We start from the raw sequence: 12,962 nt of genomic DNA, 5'->3' as shown, positions 1-12,962 counted from the left end.
GGTTAGCGCTCCAGTTGAGTGAGTTCGTTGGGTGGCAATTGGCTGCCCGCCAGGGGCAGGCGCAAGGTGAAGCAGGTACCCTGGCCAAGGGTCGAATGCACTTCCATCTGCCCCTTGTGATTGTTGGTGATGATGAAATACGAAACCGACAACCCAAGCCCGGTGCCCTGGCCGATTTCCTTGGTGGTGAAGAACGGCTCAAACGTGCGTTTGCGCACGTTCTCGCTCATACCGATGCCGTTGTCTTCCACCTGGATTTCTGCCCACGGCGGGTTGAGCCGGGTGCGCAGGATGATCCGGCCGGGCTCGCTGCCGTCTTCGCGCTGATGAATCGCCTGGGCGGCGTTTTTCAGCAGGTTGAGCAGTACTTGCTCCAGTTCGTTGGCGGTGCCGGGTACCGGGCCCAGTTGCGGGTCGAACTGGCGGATGATCGCCTGGCCCTTGAAGTCGAAGCCGACGGTGAGGTCGAAGTCGTTGCCGGCAATTTCCACGGCCTGGTCGATCAAGGCCGGCAAGTCGCACGGCGCCATCTGCCGGTTGCTGCGGCGGCTGAAGCTGAGCATGTGGGTGACGATTTTCGCCGCCCGGGCGCCAGCCTGCTGGATGCCGTCGAGCAACTGTGGCACTTCGCGGCTTTGCAGGTAGCGGTTGACCGAGTCCAGGTCGATGCCCGCCTGTTCGGCGTGCTCGAGGTTTTTCGGCAGTTCGTTGGACAACCGGCGGCGAATGTTCTGCACGTTATGCAGGATCGCTCCCAGCGGGTTGTTGATTTCGTGCGCCATGCCGGCGGCCAGGCCACCGACCGAGAGCATTTTCTCTGACTGCACCATCATTTCTTCCAGAGACAGGCGCTGGGTGATGTCGTCGATCCGGATCACCACGCCGCGCCCGGCACCGCCCATCAACGGGTAGAAGGTCAGGGCGTAGTGCTTGGGTTCGTCATCCTTGACCCAGGTAACGCGCTCGATCCGCTCCACGGTGTGTTGCTCTACCGTGGCCTTGATCTGCGGCAGGAACGGCTTGAGCGGCTGGAAGGCGAGGAAGATCGGCTGGTTCAGTGCCTCGTCCAGGCGGGTCCCGGAAAGTGCGCTGGCTTCCTGGTTCCATTGGGTGACGTAGAGCTGTTCGTCGAGGGCGATCAGCGCCGAGGGCATCGAGTCGATGATGCTGTTGAGGTAGTTCTGGAAGCCGGTGAGCTTTTTCTCGATCTTGCTGCGCACCTGGACTTCCAGTTCCAGCTTGCGGTTGGTGTGGCGGGTTTCTTCCGCCAGGCCCTGGGCTTGATCGTAGGCGGCCTGGGAATCGTCCCGCGCGCGCTTGAGTTGCTGCTCACGGGCTTCAATGCGCGAGAGCATGGTGTTGAAAGCTTCGGCGAGGCTGCCGATTTCATCATGATTGCCGCGACCGGCGCGCAGGGCGTAGTTCTCTTCCCGAGTGACCTGGCGCGACAATTCTTCCAGTTCATGGATCGGCCGGGTAATCAGGCGCTTGATCTGCCGGGCGATCACCAGCCACAGCAACACGCTGAAGATCAGGATACCCAGGCTGGCGGTGAAGGTCCCGGTATAGAAAGCCACCGGCAGTTCGCTGCTGGCCACCAGCAGCAAGTGCCCGGACGGTTTGCCGGCACGGGGCAGGGTGATCACCTGGTTGCTGCGAAATTCGGTGGTACGCCAGGTTTCAATGTCCCGGAAATTATCTGGCAGGTGCAGGCGATTGGCATGTTGCAGCTGGGCCAGGCGCGTGCCGTCTCCGTCGTATAAGGCCGCGGCCCGCAATGGCGAGTAGCTGGTCAGTTCATCCAGCAGGGTTTGCGCCTTGAGCGGTGAGTCCAGGGACTCGGCGGCGAGCGAGGGGTTGGACACCAGCCGACCGATGGCCTGCAAGGCCTGGGGCGCCATGCTTTCCTGGGAGATCCAGTAGGCGGCGCTGATAAAGGTCAGGTTGGCCACCAGCAAGACGGTGGTCAACAAAACCAGCAGGGCCGCCAGCAGTTTTTGCCCAACCGGTAGATTTTCGAGACGCTGGCGCAGTGGCATCAAGGTTTTCGCTGCAAAGGAACAAGCAGGCAGGGTAGCGCGTGCTTCAGTCGCTGGGCAATCCGCGTGCAGACAGTTGCCGTACCAGGCGCGCCTGGAGTTGTTGCAGGTGCGGCAAGCTCAGTTGGTGGCGGGCGGCCGCCTGGCAGGCATAGCCTAGCAAATAGCTGATTTCGGTGCGTCGGGCACTGGCCACGTCCTGGTACATCGAGGAGTAATTGGCCGCCGTGGCCTGGATTACCCGTTCCACTTCGCTGTGCAAATCCTCTGCGGCAGCGGGTTGGCCGCAGCATTCCAGCAGGTCGGCGAGTTCGGCGCACAGGGTGGCCACTTCGCACTGATGGGCTTGCAGCTCGCCATTGCGACACTGGTAAAGCACGGTCAGCGGGTTGATGGCGCAGTTCAGGGCCAGTTTGCGCCACAGGCGGGTGAGGATGTCGGTGCTCCACTCATGGGGAATGCCGGCGGCTTGCAGGTCATCCAGCCACAGCGGCGGAGTAGGGTGCCGAGCATCCCCCAGCCAGGTGTAGCCATGGCCGGCAAACACTACTCGCCAGTCACTCTCGCGAAACGCGCCTTCGGTGCTGGAGGCGAAGATGCAGCGTGCCTGGGGCAGTTGGGCGGCGACTGCGTCCTGGCTGCCCAGCCCGTTTTGCAACAGGATCAGTTCGGCGTCCGGCACCAGTCGATGTTCCAGCTGTGCGACGGCCTCCTGGGCGTCGTAGGCCTTGCATGCCACCAGCAGGCGATGAATTGGCCCAGGGCTGTCGGAGGTTTCGCCGACGACCGGGTAGGTGTGAGCCACGCCTTGCTCGACCAGGGTCAGGCCATTGGCCGTCTGATAGCTCGCCAACCGCCCGGGATCCCGCAGGATCAGGCGCACGGGCAGCCCGGCGCGGGCCAGGCGGGCGGCCCACAGTGTTCCGAGGCTGCCGGCGCCGAGGACGTGCCAGGTGGTCGACATCAGTTTTTACTCCGTAAGGCTGCCCGCAGTGAACGAGGCGAAAGAACCGCTATAATGCCCGGGCATTTTAGCCTGGGCGTGCTCCATCTCTACTGAGCCGCGCCCCTTTTTATTGGAGAAATTACATGCCGTCGTTCGACGTGGTATCCGAACTGGACAAACACGAAGTCACTAACGCCGTCGAGAACGCCGTCAAGGAGCTGGATCGCCGCTATGACTTGAAGGGCAAGGGCAGCTTCGAGTTCAAGGAAAAGGAGCTGACCGTCAACCTGACCGCAGAAGCCGACTTCCAGCTGGAAGCGATGATTGAGATCCTCAAGCTGTCTCTGGTCAAGCGCAAGATCGACGCGCAATGCCTCGAAATCAAGGATGCCTATGCGTCCGGCAAGCTGATGAAGCAGGAAGCCGTGCTCAAGGAAGGCATCGACAAGGAGTTGGCGAAGAAAATCGTCGCCCACGTCAAGGACGCCAAGCTCAAGGTCCAGGCCTCCATCCAGGGCGAGCAGGTACGTATCACCGGTAAGAAGCGTGACGACTTGCAAGAGGCCATTGCTGCCCTGCGCGCCAAGACCTTCGACATGCCGCTGCAGTTCAATAACTTCCGCGACTGATAGCACTTTGGGGAACCTGTGGGCGTTTTTGACGTCCCACGCCCCAGAACCTGCGCCCACCATTGAGCCCTACGGGGCTCAATTGTATTTAGGGCCAACCAATAGGCCGAGCATCCGGTAAACAGGAGAATGTAGATGGACTTGAACGCTGAAGTGGATCACCTGATCAAGAGCTCGGAGTCATGGTTACCGATGATCATGGAATACGGCAGCCGATTTTTGCTGGCGGTGGTCACCCTGGCCATCGGTTGGTGGCTGATCAACGTCTTGACCCACCGAGTGGGGCGTTTGCTGGCACTGCGTAATGCGGACCTGGCGCTGCAACACTTCATTACCAACCTGGCGAACATTGCGCTCAAGGTCATGCTGGTGGTCAACGTGGCCTCGATGATCGGCGTCGCAACCACCTCGTTCGTTGCCGCGATCGGCGCCGCCACCCTGGCCATCGGCCTGGCATTGCAAGGCAGCCTGGCGAACTTTGCCGGCGGCGTGCTGATTCTGTTGTTCCGCCCGTTCCGCATTGGTGACTGGATCGAAGCCCAGGGCACTTCCGGTACCGTCGACAGCATCCAGATCTTCCACACCGTGTTGCGCACCGGCGACAACAAGACGGTGATCATCCCCAATGGCAGCCTGTCCAACGGCCTCATCACCAACACCAATCGTCAGCCGACCCGCAAGGTGGTGTTTGACGTGGGTGTCGACTATGAAGCCGACCTGCAGAAAGCACGTGAAGTGCTGCTGGAACTGGCCAAGGATCCACGTGTATTGGCTGATCCTGCGCCGGCAGCGGTAGTTTCGACCTTGGGCGACAGTTCGATCACGGTATCCCTGCGAGTCTGGACCAAGACTTCGGATTACTGGGATGTGATGTTCATGTTCAATGAACTGGCACGTGACCGTTTGAAAGCGGCGGGTATTGATATTCCGTTTCCACAACGGGTTATTCGCGTCATGCAGGAAAGTGCTGGGAAGTAATAGTGTGACTGGATGATTAAACCTGGCCGATGTGTCAGGTTTGTTACGCAGGATTAAACTAGATAGTTAGCTTGCTAGTTATCCGGTTGTTGAGATTAAGTTGCAATAAAAAAGCCGCTCACTTGCGAACAAGTGAGCGGCTTTTTAGTTAGGGCCGAAACCCTAAGTCATCGTTGTAATCAAACTGCCAATTACAAGATGTTCAGCGGGTATTGCGCGATCAGACGCAGTTCGTCGATGGACGCCGAACCGTAGTACACACCATCGCTGGAGCGATAAGTGGCTTGACGCACGCGCAGGCTCAGGTCTTTTGCCGGGCCGCTCTGGATCACGTACTTGGCTTCGATGTCACGTTCCCACTCTTTGCCGTTCGAGGTGTCGGCGGTGTTGGCGCCGGTACCTTTGACGTAGCGAGTCATGAAGCTCAGGCCTGGTACGCCGAAAGTCGCCATGTTCAGGTCGTAGCGAGCCTGGAACGACTTCTCGTCTTCAGCGTTGAAGTCGGAACGAGCGATGGAGTTGGCAAGGAAGATCGTGCCGCCGCCGTCTACGCCGTAGCCGTAGTCACCGTCACCGCTGACCTTCTGGTAGGCCAGGGTAAAGGTGTGAGCCTGGATGGTGTACGCGCCTTGCAAGCTGTAGGCACGGTTGTCCAGTTTGGTGGTGCCGTCTTTCTCAGCCCGTTGCAGGCCAGCGCCATCACTTTTGGTGCTGTAGATGTTGAAGTCGACCGCCAGGGACTGCTCATTGCTGAGCGCATGGGTCCAGTTCAGGTTGGCGTAGGTTTTTTTCCAGTAGTCTTCGGTCTTCGCGTAGTAGAGGCTGGCGCTGACTTCTGGAGTCAGGGCGTAGACACCACCGATGAAGTCGGTTTTTGTCAGGCCCAGGCTGTCGCGGTAGGTCTGGGCTTGTGCCACGCTCGAAGTGAAGTGACCGCCTTCAAGTTTCAGGCCTTTGATCTCGTTGCTGGTCAGCGAGATACCCTGTGGCAATTCAGGCAGCAGACGGCTGTCATCGGAAGCGAATACAGGCGCGGTGGTGTACTGGTCGCCGATTTTCAGGACCGTATCGGAGATACGGAACTTAACTGCGCCGCCGCCCTTGGAGTAATCATCCTGAGCGCGACCGTCGGAGCCCGTTGGAAACAGGCCAGTGCCGGAACGACCCTTGCCGCTGTCCAGTTTGACGCCCAACAGACCGATGACGTCGACACCCACACCGATGGTGCCTTGGGTGAAGCCCGACTGGTACAGGCCGTTGAAGCCCAGACCGGTTTCGTCGACGCGGCTCTTGCCGGTGTCATTGTTACGGAAGTCGCGGCTAAAGTTCAGGAGGCGAGTGTTGATGCTGAAAGTGCTGTCTTCAACAAAGCCCTTGGAATCGTCCTGGGAGGACGCCATTGCGAACTGCGAGGTGCCTGCTGAAACAGCCAGGGCGATCATGCTCCACTTCATCACGCGCATCGTGATTTGCTCCTTTGGTTTTAGGAAGAGTACTGCCGTCCCACCTATATTTTTGTCTGGGCGGCTCTTTCTTTTTTGTGTCGGCGCAAAGTTATATCACGCAGACATTATTGACGATACTTGCACATCTATCCTTTCAGCTTCTTTACGGGCCTGTCGTAAATTGCTAGCTCCATGTCGCAAATTCACAGTCCACTTGTAACCGGACTGACAACTTCAATGCTGTTTTAAAACCTTGGAAGCGGGGTGGAAAAGTCACCCCTGAAAGTTTCAACTCATCCCTGTCAGGCATTGAACCGCTGTTATTTTCCGTCGCGAAACACCTGCTTCCCGCCGGTGCCGTTGTCGACGATATGGGTGTGAATGCAACAAGCGTGCACAAACCCGTAACCGAATGTGATTTTTTCGTGAAAAGTGTCAACGGCCTGTAAAAACCGCATAAGCACGGGCTTTTTACGCCGTTTGGTTTGGCCTTGACGCGCCTGCCGCACTCCGGTTTGGTGGCGCATAAAACCTGTACCAGAGCAAAACGTTACCGGTTCACCCCGTTCGGTGGGTAGTTGGCGGATCCCTTTGAAGCACAAATGGGTCATTTTGGTGCAGTGCTTCACTGACTGCGTTTCTGCTCCCGTTCACCCTTGGCCTTTTGAAAGCCGTCTGGCTCAAGGTCTTGAAGCATGTTCTGCGTCCCGACTTTGACCAGAATTGGATACATTGGTCATTTAGCGTAGCTGAAATATTGGCCTGTCTCGAAATGGTGCGCTTTTTTTCGTGGCGTCCTGTTTGGGCGCGTATTCGGCCACGCGCATTCGCCGTGAAGCGACCGGCATTCGCAGGTATGCTGGGCGCCTGAAACCTGACCCGCCGAACGGGAGTGACTGCTGTGTTCGCCTTAGATCCACGCCTTCAACAAGACACCTTGCCTATCGGGGATTTCCCCCTGTGTCGGCTGCTGCTTTCCAATGACTCGAATTACCCCTGGTTCATCCTGGTGCCGCGCATCGACGGTATCAGCGAAGTGTTTCAACTGGATGTCGCCGACCAGCAGCGGGTGTGGCAGGAAAGCACGGCACTGGCACAGTGGCTGAACGAAGGGTTCGGCGCCGACAAAATGAATATCGGTGCCTTGGGTAATGTGGTCAGCCAACTGCACGTGCATGTGATCGTACGCAAGCGCGACGACGCGGCCTGGCCTGCGCCGGTCTGGGGCAAGCACCCGGCGAAGCCCTACAGTGACGAGCAAGTGGTGGCAATTCGTGCGCGCCTGCGCGAGATCCTGCCGGCCGACTTCACGTTCCTGGAGGCTTGAGCCATGGATCTTCAAGCCCGCGTGACCGACCTGGAAAGCCGCCTGGCCTTTCAGGACGACACCATCGAGACCCTGAATGACATCCTGGTCACCCAGCAGCGTGCCGTGGAACGCCTGCAGTTGCAGATGACTGCGTTGCTCAAGCGCCAGGAAGAAATGGGCGGCCAGTTCGAGTCGTCCGAGGAAGAGGCGCCGCCGCCTCATTATTAATAAGGCAGGGGTTGACCCCCCAGGCATAAAAAACCGCGATGCAGCCAGGCTGCATCGCGGTTTCTTTTTTTCGGGGTGCTGGAATCAGCGACGCGGCAATGCGGCGATCACATCTTCAGCTTGCAGGCCCTTGTCACGGTTCATGACGGAGAACTCCACGCGCTGGCCTTCCACCAGTACGCGATGGCCTTCGCCGCGAATCGCCCGGAAGTGGACGAAGATATCGTCGCCCGAATCCCGGGAAATAAAGCCGAAGCCCTTGGAGGTGTTGAACCACTTGACGGTCCCGGTATCCCGGTTGGTCATGTCGTAGCTTTGCGACGCAGCGGCCGGGGAGGAGCGGTAAAAACTGATGGCCAGATGAAGAACGATGGCGACCAGTGCTATTGCCAGGCTGAGCAGGACGGCCGGGTGGCCACCCACTTCAGGCATAGGCGCCAGCAGGGTGAGGGTTTGCACGACAACAGCCAGGACCAGCAGGGCGCTGACCAGGTTTTGCAGTTGATGACGCGGGCCTTTGTTCCAGTATGGAATGACTGGAGCCAGTGTCAGGTTAAGAAGACCAAAGAAGGTCAGGTAGAGAGCGTCAGGTTGCTGCAGGTAAGGCAGGGTCTCTGATCGCAGGCTGGGGATAAAGGACAGCAGCAAAGCTGCAGCGCCCGTTAGCAGGTGGACGATTTTCAACATTTTGATTAACTCACGTTAAGACGGATCACAAGGAAGAGCTGACGGGCACGGTTCGCTTCTGAACAATGGGAGGCGTTGGGCACGTGCACGGGTATCAGCCTATGCCGCTTGCCGCGAAAAATATCGGCGGCGACACGCTGCCTATTTAACAGCAAAGCCTGTGCCTACTCAAATCAAGCATTTCAGGCTGTTACAAGGGGCACGGCATTTCTGCGTCAAACACTTGTCCTAGACAGGTGCAGGCTTTTTCGTAGGTGCTGGGTAATTTTTCCGGTAGCTGTTGAAGCCTTGCCTGTCGGGCAAGCCCGCTCTGCAAGGGGCGATTTGCCGCACCTCGAAAGGGTCAGCCAGGCTGCGCACGGCCGGCACTCTTGCTAGAGTGGTCCTGCACCTGATCAATGAATTTTTATCAATTGAAGGGGAAACACATGGCAATCGATATTGGTATCAGTGAAGAAGACCGTAAATCAATCGTTGATGGACTTTCGCGACTGCTTTCCGATACCTATGTACTTTACCTGAAGACCCACAACTTCCATTGGAACGTAACGGGGCCCATGTTTCGTACACTGCACTTGATGTTTGAAGAGCAGTACAACGAACTGGCGCTGGCGGTGGATTCAATCGCAGAGCGTATTCGTGCCCTGGGCTTTCCCGCACCGGGTGCCTACTCGGTGTATGCGCGACTTTCTTCGATCAAGGAAGAAGAGGGTGTGCCGAGCGCTGAAGACATGATCAAGCAACTGGTCGAAGGCCAGGAAGCGGTGACTCGCACAGCCCGGGGGATCTTCCCGTTGTTGGATAAAGTCAGTGATGAACCGACGGCGGACTTGCTGACCCAGCGTATGCAAGTGCATGAAAAGACCGCATGGATGTTGCGTTCCCTGCTCGAAAACAAATAACACCGGTGGCGGGAGGGCGTCGAGCTGACGCCCCTCGCATGCCTGCTTTCCGGCGATTTCCGCGATTCCGCGAGCTTCCTGATACGCGCGTTGGCTTGTCCTACGGTGATCGGCTCCCTGTCTTCTGGCTGCACTTGTCGTCTTGATGTTTTATAGCTCAACGGCCAACGAGAACATGAGTGGCCGTCAGGCAATGGAGTGTCAAGTGTATGTCACGCGGAGCAGGTAATGGAGTTATGGAAACGTGCGGATTGCACAAGATAAAGGTAGATCCCTTTGCCAAGGGGTTCGATATGAACTTGGCCAGGCCATTGTCCCGATCGGTTCGGCTTAATGGTTTTTCGACGTGTTTGCGGCTCGAAGAGGTGTATTGGAATATCCTCGCGGAGATCGCCAGGATCAATACGTGTTCGGTCAGTGCGCTGCTGTCTTACGTGGACCGGGAAGTGCACTTGCGTTATGGCGGTGTAAAGAACTTCAGCGGTCTGGTCAGGGTGGTTTGCGTGGTGCATGTATTGAAAGGGCGGCTTGTCGCGCCCAGTGTCCAGCCGGACCCTGCATGAACCTTGTGCCGGGCGCCCGTCCCGGGATTGCCCCGGGTCGGGCGCCCGGCAGAAGCCTGCTGCAGTCATCTATATAAAGAGCAGCGCGCCGCTACGGCTGCACAGCCTCGATTTACCAGATATAATCCCGGGCTTTGCTGCGCATGCCGGGACTTTCCCACAGGATAGAGCCAGGGCAGGGCGTGGCGCAGTAATGATCTGATCGCCGAGACATCTCCATGCCCATGTACGACTATCAATGCGCTTCCTGTGGTCATCAGTTGGAAGCCATTCAAAAGATCAGCGCAGCGCCGCTGGTCGATTGCCCTGCCTGCCAGGCACCGGAGCTCAAGAAGATGTTGTCCATGCCGGGCTTTCGCCTGAGTGGCAACGGTTGGTACGAGACCGACTTCAAGACCGGTTCGAAGAAGAATCTGGCCGGCGGCGACAAAGCAGACTGAGTTGAACTCTACGCGCAGGCTCCTGCATTATCCGTCACCTGACTTAGCTGTACGGTGATGAGGCGGGCCTCCACCGAATTTCGAATTACGAGAAGCGAAACCACTATCATGATGCGCAGCCACTATTGCGGCCAACTGAACGAGACCCTGGAAGGTCAGGAAATCACCCTTTGCGGATGGGTTCACCGTCGCCGCGACCACGGCGGGGTGATCTTCCTCGATATCCGTGATCGTGATGGTCTGGCCCAGGTGGTGTTCGATCCGGACCGCGCCGAGAGCTTCGCCGCCGCCGATCGCGTGCGCAGCGAGTACGTCGTGAAGATCACCGGCAAGGTTCGCCTGCGTCCGGCCGGTGCCACCAACGCCAACATGGCGTCGGGCATGATCGAAGTGCTGGGTTACGAACTGGAAGTGCTGAACGAGTCGGAAACTCCGCCGTTCCCGCTGAACGAGTTCTCTGACGTTGGCGAAGAAACCCGCCTGCGTTATCGCTTCCTGGACCTGCGTCGCCCGGAAATGGCCGAGAAGCTGCGCCTGCGTTCGCGCATGACCACCAGCATCCGTCGCTTCCTCGACGAGAACGGCTTCCTCGACGTCGAGACGCCGATCCTGACCCGTGCTACCCCGGAAGGCGCCCGCGACTACCTGGTGCCGAGCCGTACCCACGCCGGTTCCTTCTTCGCCTTGCCACAATCGCCACAGCTGTTCAAGCAACTGCTGATGGTCGCCGGCTTCGACCGTTACTACCAGATCGCCAAGTGCTTCCGTGACGAAGACCTGCGGGCCGACCGCCAGCCGGAATTCACCCAGATCGACATCGAGACCAGTTTCCTTGATGAAAAAGAGATCATGGGCATCACCGAGCAGATGATCCGCAACCTGTTCAAGGAAGTGCTGAACCTGGAGTTCGGCGAATTCCCGCACATGACCTTCGAAGAAGCCATGCGCCGTTACGGTTCCGACAAGCCAGACCTGCGTAACCCGCTGGAACTGGTTGACGTTGAAGACCAACTGAAAGATGTCGACTTCAAGGTGTTCAGCGGCCCGGCCAACGACCCGAAATGCCGTATCGCCGCACTGCGCGTGCCTGGCGCTGCGAGCATGCCGCGCAAGCAGATCGACGACTACACCAAGTTCGTTGGCATCTACGGTGCCAAGGGCCTGGCGTACATCAAGGTCAACGAGCGCGCCAAGGGCGTTGAAGGCCTGCAGTCGCCAATCGTCAAGAACATCCCTGAAGCCAACCTCAATGTGATCCTGGATCGTGTTGGCGCAGTTGACGGCGACATCGTGTTCTTCGGTGCCGACAAGTCGAAGATCGTCAGCGAAGCGCTGGGTGCACTGCGGATCAAGGTCGGCAACGACCTGAACCTGCTGACCTGCCAGTGGGCGCCGATGTGGGTTGTCGACTTCCCGATGTTCGAAGAAAACGACGACGGCAGCTTCAGCGCACTGCACCACCCGTTCACCGCGCCGAAGTGCACGCCGCAAGAGCTGGAAGCCAACCCGGCTGGCGCTCTGTCCCGTGCCTACGACATGGTGCTCAACGGCACCGAGCTGGGTGGCGGTTCGATCCGTATCCACCGCAAGGAAATGCAGCAATCGGTCTTCCGCCTGCTGGGCATCAACGAAGATGAGCAGCAAGAGAAGTTCGGCTTCCTGCTTGACGCCCTGAAATACGGCGCGCCACCCCATGGCGGCCTGGCCTTCGGCCTGGACCGTCTGGTGATGCTGATGACCGGTGCCCAGTCGATCCGTGAAGTGATTGCCTTCCCGAAAACCCAAAGTGCTGCCGACGTCATGACGCAAGCACCGGGTGTGGTGGATGCCAAGGCACTGCGCGAGCTGCATATCCGTCTGCGCGAGACACCAAAGGCTGAGTAAGGCCGCAGCGTGAAAGCGCGATAAGGTTTTACATTGTCAGCTAAGGGCGCATCTTCGGATGCGCCTTTGCGTTACAAGGGCTGCACGTTAAAGAGGGAAGTCCCGCCTGGACGGGATCGACAGGTTTCTACAGAATTTCGGAGTTGTGTTATGGCTGGCCATTCCAAGTGGGCGAACATCAAGCACCGCAAAGAGCGTCAGGATGCCAAGAAAGGCAAGATCTTCACCAAGTGGATTCGCGAGCTGACCGTTGCCGCGCGCCAGGGTGGCGGTGACCCGGGTTCCAACCCGCGCCTGCGCCTGGCCCTGGACAAAGCCCTCGGCGCCAACATGAGCCGCGACATCATCGACCGCGCCGTGGCCCGTGGTGCCGGTGCGGCCGATACCGACGACATGGTCGAGTTGAGCTACGAAGGCTACGGCCCGGGTGGCGTGGCGGTGATGGTCGAGTGCATGACCGACAACCGCAACCGTACCGCGGCTGCCGTGCGCCATGCGTTCAGCAAATGTGGCGGCAACCTCGGCACTGACGGTTCGGTAGCCTACCTGTTTGAGCGCAAGGGGCAGATTTCCTTCGCGCCGGGCGTGGATGAAGATGCGCTGATTGAGGCGGCAATGGAGGCCGATGCCGACGACGTGGTGACCAACGAAGACGGCTCCATCGACGTGTTCACCTCGTTCGCGGGCTTCTATTCGGTGCGTAACGCCCTGGAATCGGCTGGTTTCAAAGGCACCGACGCGGAAATCGTGATGCTGCCGACCACCAGCGCCGAGCTGGACCTGGACGGGGCGCAGAAGGTACTCAAGATGCTCGACATGCTTGAAGACCTGGATGACGTGCAGAACGTCTATTCCAATGCCGATATTCCGGAATCGGTGGCCGAACAGCTAGGCTGAAGGATGATGCAGATC

General features: G+C 58.6%; 13 protein-coding genes. 9 read left to right on the top strand and 4 right to left on the bottom strand.

Going from position 1 to position 12,962, the window contains the following annotated elements; genetic code table 11:
* Positions 1-2: 2 nt before the first annotated feature.
* Both HX873_RS09310 and HX873_RS09305 read right to left on the bottom strand, forming a co-directional pair.
* Positions 3-2,039: an ATP-binding protein gene (locus HX873_RS09310; RefSeq protein ID WP_003209782.1), complete on the bottom strand. Its 2,037-nt coding sequence runs from the start codon at positions 2,037-2,039 to the stop codon at positions 3-5.
* A 46-nt stretch (positions 2,040-2,085) separates the two neighbouring features.
* Positions 2,086-3,003, bottom strand: a complete 918-nt coding sequence (locus HX873_RS09305; protein ID WP_177028601.1) for a putative 2-dehydropantoate 2-reductase — start codon at positions 3,001-3,003, stop codon at positions 2,086-2,088.
* Between the two features lie 125 nt (positions 3,004-3,128).
* On the opposite strand from HX873_RS09305, the gene HX873_RS09300 reads away from it, so the two are divergent.
* The gene (locus HX873_RS09300) at positions 3,129-3,614 is read left to right on the top strand and encodes a YajQ family cyclic di-GMP-binding protein (RefSeq protein WP_017475669.1); all 486 of its coding nucleotides are present in this window, start codon (positions 3,129-3,131) and stop codon (positions 3,612-3,614) included.
* 135 nt (positions 3,615-3,749) lie between these two features.
* The gene (locus tag HX873_RS09295) at positions 3,750-4,592 is read left to right on the top strand and encodes a mechanosensitive ion channel family protein (protein WP_177122599.1); all 843 of its coding nucleotides are present in this window, start codon (positions 3,750-3,752) and stop codon (positions 4,590-4,592) included.
* 191 nt (positions 4,593-4,783) lie between these two features.
* On the opposite strand, the gene HX873_RS09290 is transcribed toward HX873_RS09295, so the two are convergent.
* Complete coding sequence (locus HX873_RS09290; RefSeq protein WP_003209790.1) at positions 4,784-6,055, bottom strand: OprD family porin; 1,272 nt, start codon at positions 6,053-6,055, stop codon at positions 4,784-4,786.
* A gap of 883 nt (positions 6,056-6,938) precedes the next feature.
* Between HX873_RS09290 and HX873_RS09285 the strand changes: the two genes are divergently transcribed.
* Positions 6,939-7,364, top strand: coding sequence for an HIT domain-containing protein (locus tag HX873_RS09285; protein WP_003209794.1), 426 nt, complete (start codon positions 6,939-6,941; stop codon positions 7,362-7,364).
* Between the two features lie 3 nt (positions 7,365-7,367).
* A complete protein-coding gene (locus HX873_RS09280; RefSeq protein WP_003209796.1) occupies positions 7,368-7,574 on the top strand; it encodes a SlyX family protein in 207 nt (68 codons plus the stop codon).
* Positions 7,575-7,658: 84 nt separating this feature from the next.
* Here HX873_RS09280 and HX873_RS31960 read toward each other — a convergent pair whose 3' ends face one another.
* The gene (locus HX873_RS31960) at positions 7,659-8,261 is read right to left on the bottom strand and encodes a cold-shock protein (RefSeq protein ID WP_003209798.1); all 603 of its coding nucleotides are present in this window, start codon (positions 8,259-8,261) and stop codon (positions 7,659-7,661) included.
* A 428-nt stretch (positions 8,262-8,689) separates the two neighbouring features.
* Here HX873_RS31960 and HX873_RS09270 point away from each other — a divergent pair, with 428 nt between their 5' ends.
* From HX873_RS09270 to HX873_RS09250, 5 genes are all read left to right on the top strand, one after another.
* Positions 8,690-9,163: a Dps family protein gene (locus HX873_RS09270; protein WP_003209800.1), complete on the top strand. Its 474-nt coding sequence runs from the start codon at positions 8,690-8,692 to the stop codon at positions 9,161-9,163.
* Positions 9,164-9,372: 209 nt separating this feature from the next.
* Positions 9,373-9,726, top strand: coding sequence for a ribbon-helix-helix domain-containing protein (locus HX873_RS09265; protein WP_043225921.1), 354 nt, complete (start codon positions 9,373-9,375; stop codon positions 9,724-9,726).
* 218 nt (positions 9,727-9,944) lie between these two features.
* Positions 9,945-10,166: an FmdB family zinc ribbon protein gene (locus HX873_RS09260; protein WP_003209804.1), complete on the top strand. Its 222-nt coding sequence runs from the start codon at positions 9,945-9,947 to the stop codon at positions 10,164-10,166.
* A 108-nt stretch (positions 10,167-10,274) separates the two neighbouring features.
* Positions 10,275-12,050, top strand: coding sequence for an aspartate--tRNA ligase (gene aspS / locus HX873_RS09255; protein ID WP_003209808.1), 1,776 nt, complete (start codon positions 10,275-10,277; stop codon positions 12,048-12,050).
* Between the two features lie 150 nt (positions 12,051-12,200).
* Entirely contained in the window at positions 12,201-12,947 is a 747-nt protein-coding gene (locus HX873_RS09250; protein WP_177122598.1) for a YebC/PmpR family DNA-binding transcriptional regulator, read from the top strand.
* Positions 12,948-12,962 lie beyond the last annotated feature (15 nt).

Source organism: Pseudomonas sp. P7758 (genome assembly GCF_013386485.1).
Taxonomy (GTDB): domain Bacteria; phylum Pseudomonadota; class Gammaproteobacteria; order Pseudomonadales; family Pseudomonadaceae; genus Aquipseudomonas.
This window is presented reverse-complemented; position numbering and strand designations above follow the sequence as displayed.

Excerpts from the sequence above, each read along its gene's own strand:
- HX873_RS09310 (WP_003209782.1), bottom strand. The coding sequence starts at position 2,039 with ATGCCACTGCGCCAGCGTCTCGAAAATCTACCGGTTGGGCAAAAACTG.
- HX873_RS09305 (WP_177028601.1), bottom strand. The coding sequence starts at position 3,003 with ATGTCGACCACCTGGCACGTCCTCGGCGCCGGCAGCCTCGGAACACTG.
- HX873_RS09300 (WP_017475669.1), top strand. The coding sequence starts at position 3,129 with ATGCCGTCGTTCGACGTGGTATCCGAACTGGACAAACACGAAGTCACT.
- HX873_RS09295 (WP_177122599.1), top strand. The coding sequence starts at position 3,750 with ATGGACTTGAACGCTGAAGTGGATCACCTGATCAAGAGCTCGGAGTCA.
- HX873_RS09290 (WP_003209790.1), bottom strand. The coding sequence starts at position 6,055 with ATGCGCGTGATGAAGTGGAGCATGATCGCCCTGGCTGTTTCAGCAGGC.
- HX873_RS09280 (WP_003209796.1), top strand. The coding sequence starts at position 7,368 with ATGGATCTTCAAGCCCGCGTGACCGACCTGGAAAGCCGCCTGGCCTTT.
- HX873_RS31960 (WP_003209798.1), bottom strand. The coding sequence starts at position 8,261 with ATGTTGAAAATCGTCCACCTGCTAACGGGCGCTGCAGCTTTGCTGCTG.
- HX873_RS09270 (WP_003209800.1), top strand. The coding sequence starts at position 8,690 with ATGGCAATCGATATTGGTATCAGTGAAGAAGACCGTAAATCAATCGTT.
- HX873_RS09265 (WP_043225921.1), top strand. The coding sequence starts at position 9,373 with ATGTCACGCGGAGCAGGTAATGGAGTTATGGAAACGTGCGGATTGCAC.
- HX873_RS09260 (WP_003209804.1), top strand. The coding sequence starts at position 9,945 with ATGCCCATGTACGACTATCAATGCGCTTCCTGTGGTCATCAGTTGGAA.
- aspS (WP_003209808.1), top strand. The coding sequence starts at position 10,275 with ATGATGCGCAGCCACTATTGCGGCCAACTGAACGAGACCCTGGAAGGT.
- HX873_RS09250 (WP_177122598.1), top strand. The coding sequence starts at position 12,201 with ATGGCTGGCCATTCCAAGTGGGCGAACATCAAGCACCGCAAAGAGCGT.